This is a genomic window from Mesorhizobium sp. M1A.F.Ca.IN.020.06.1.1 (assembly GCF_004023265.1).
In the GTDB taxonomy this organism is placed as follows: domain Bacteria; phylum Pseudomonadota; class Alphaproteobacteria; order Rhizobiales; family Rhizobiaceae; genus Mesorhizobium.
The window spans coordinates 1-1,824 of the sequence record NZ_RZSR01001100.1; the positions used below are offsets into that span (position 1 = coordinate 1).

The 1,824-nt window shown below is 61.7% G+C and carries 2 protein-coding genes, 1 tRNA gene and 1 pseudogene; 3 read left to right on the forward strand and 1 reads right to left on the reverse strand.

Going from position 1 to position 1,824, the window contains the following annotated elements; all coding sequences use genetic code 11:
* A partial coding sequence (locus EOA60_RS38430) for a class I SAM-dependent methyltransferase (RefSeq protein WP_206628333.1) occupies nucleotides 1-297 on the forward strand: 297 nt, incomplete at its 5' end.
* 238 nt (nucleotides 298-535) lie between these two features.
* A tRNA-Leu gene (locus EOA60_RS31370) sits at nucleotides 536-621 on the forward strand.
* 32 nt (nucleotides 622-653) lie between these two features.
* Here the strand turns inward: EOA60_RS31370 and EOA60_RS31375 are convergent.
* Nucleotides 654-1,232, reverse strand: coding sequence for an NUDIX domain-containing protein (locus EOA60_RS31375; RefSeq protein WP_095802227.1), 579 nt, complete (start codon nucleotides 1,230-1,232; stop codon nucleotides 654-656).
* Nucleotides 1,233-1,385: 153 nt separating this feature from the next.
* On the opposite strand from EOA60_RS31375, the pseudogene EOA60_RS31380 reads away from it, so the two are divergent.
* Nucleotides 1,386-1,824, forward strand: a pseudogene (locus tag EOA60_RS31380) (oxidoreductase); the annotation flags it as partial.

Sequence of the window (1,824 nt, forward strand, 5' to 3'; positions counted from 1 at the left end):
CGGTTTTCAAGCGCTTCTCATGTGACCGTGACGCTTTCACCGGACGGCAAGAGTCTAGCGTTTGAAAAGGGGCGCTTTTCCTCCGTTTTCAGCTACGACTCGATGGTTCATTTCGAACCGCTGACCGTGGCGTCCTACATCATGGAAGTCGCCTCCGTCTTGAAACCGGGGGCACGAGCTCTCCTTCATCATTCGAACTACTCGGATAATCCAACCGCATCCTTCGGGGAAATCCCGATTGGCGGAATTTCATGCCAAAGGGATTTGTCGAGCATGTCAGCGCGCGTGCAGGGCTGACCGTCATCGAACAGCAGACGTTCCCGTGGAACGGGAACAGCGAGACTGACGCTCTCACCGTCGTGGAGAAGGGTTAACAGCGCGCCCTGCGCTGGTCTTCTGCGGCCCGGAAGGCGAGCCATAGCCGGTCCAGTTGCGATGAGAACCGATGCGGAAGAGCAATATTCGGTGGCAATACGGTGCCATCCCGCCCACAAGGCTGGACTCGTGTCGGCCCAAGTGCTTGAAATCGCGGCGCGCGGACGTGGCGGAATTGGTAGACGCAAGGGACTTAAAATCCCTCGATCTCTGATCGTACGGGTTCGATTCCCGTCGTCCGCACCACCCTTCGCTCCTCGCTTCGGGTGGCAGGCCACTCAACCCTTGATCGGATTGAGCTTCAGGTGCTGGATCAAAATGATGGTCTTGGCGTCGACGATACGGCCGTCGGCGATGCCGGCCAGCGCCTCGTCGAGCGGCATTTCCAGCACCTCGATGTCTTCGCCCTCTTCCGGAGCTCCGCCGCCGTCGGAAATACGGTCGGCCGGCGAATAGCGCGCGGTAAAGAACCAGAGCCGTTCCGTCACGCTCCCGGGGCTCATATAGGGCGCGAACAGCCGCTCAACGTTCTTCAAATGATAGCCGAGCTCCTCTTCCGCTTCCTTGCGGATGCAGGTTTCCGGATCGTTTTCGTCGAGCAGACCGGCACAGGCCTCGATCAGCGGCTCGCGATGACCGGTGACGTAGGCCGGATAGCGGAACTGCCGCACCAGCAGCACCGTCGAGCGCTGCGGATCGAAAGGCAGGATCACCGCGCCGTCGCCGCGATCGTAGGTTTGGCGGATCTGCGTCTCCCAGCGCCCATCACGGCGGCGATAGTCGAGCACCGTCTTCTTGAGCACCGCCCAATCGTCGGACAGGACTTCTTCAGACTGGATGCGGACGCGATCTTCCATGATTGGCTCCGTGCTGTCGGCAAGCGTTATCGGCGAACAGGCGCGGGCGCAATCCTGGAAAGCGACTGGTCCAGCGAGACTTTCACCGGCTGTTGTCTGGCGCGAAGTGCCGCGGCTGCCTAGATAGCGATATCTCTCCCAGGAGCCGTTTCCATGACATCATCGCTTTTCCAGCCGATCACCCTCGGCGGCCTGACCTTTCCAAACCGTATTGCGGTAGCGCCGATGTGCCAGTATTCGGCCGAGGACGGTTCCGCCAGCGACTGGCATCTGCATCACTGGATGAACCTGGCCATGTCCGGCGCCGGCATGGTGACCGTCGAGATGACCGACGTCGAGCGGCGCGGCCGCATCTCGCATGGCTGTCTTGGCCTCTACTCCGACGACAACGAGGCGGCGGCCAAGCGCACGCTCGATGCGGCCAGGCGCGTCGCTGCGCCCGGCACCAAATTCGGCGTCCAGCTCGCCCATGCCGGCCGCAAGGCATCCAACAGAAGGCCTTGGGAAGGCGGCGGCCCCCTGCAAGCGGGCGAGGATCCCTGGCAGACCGTTTCGGCTTCGGCCATCGCCTATGACACAGGGTGGAATATAC

Coding starts and splice junctions, on each gene's coding strand:
- EOA60_RS31375 (WP_095802227.1), bottom strand. CDS start 1,232: ATGGAAGATCGCGTCCGCATCCAGTCTGAAGAAGTCCTGTCCGACGAT.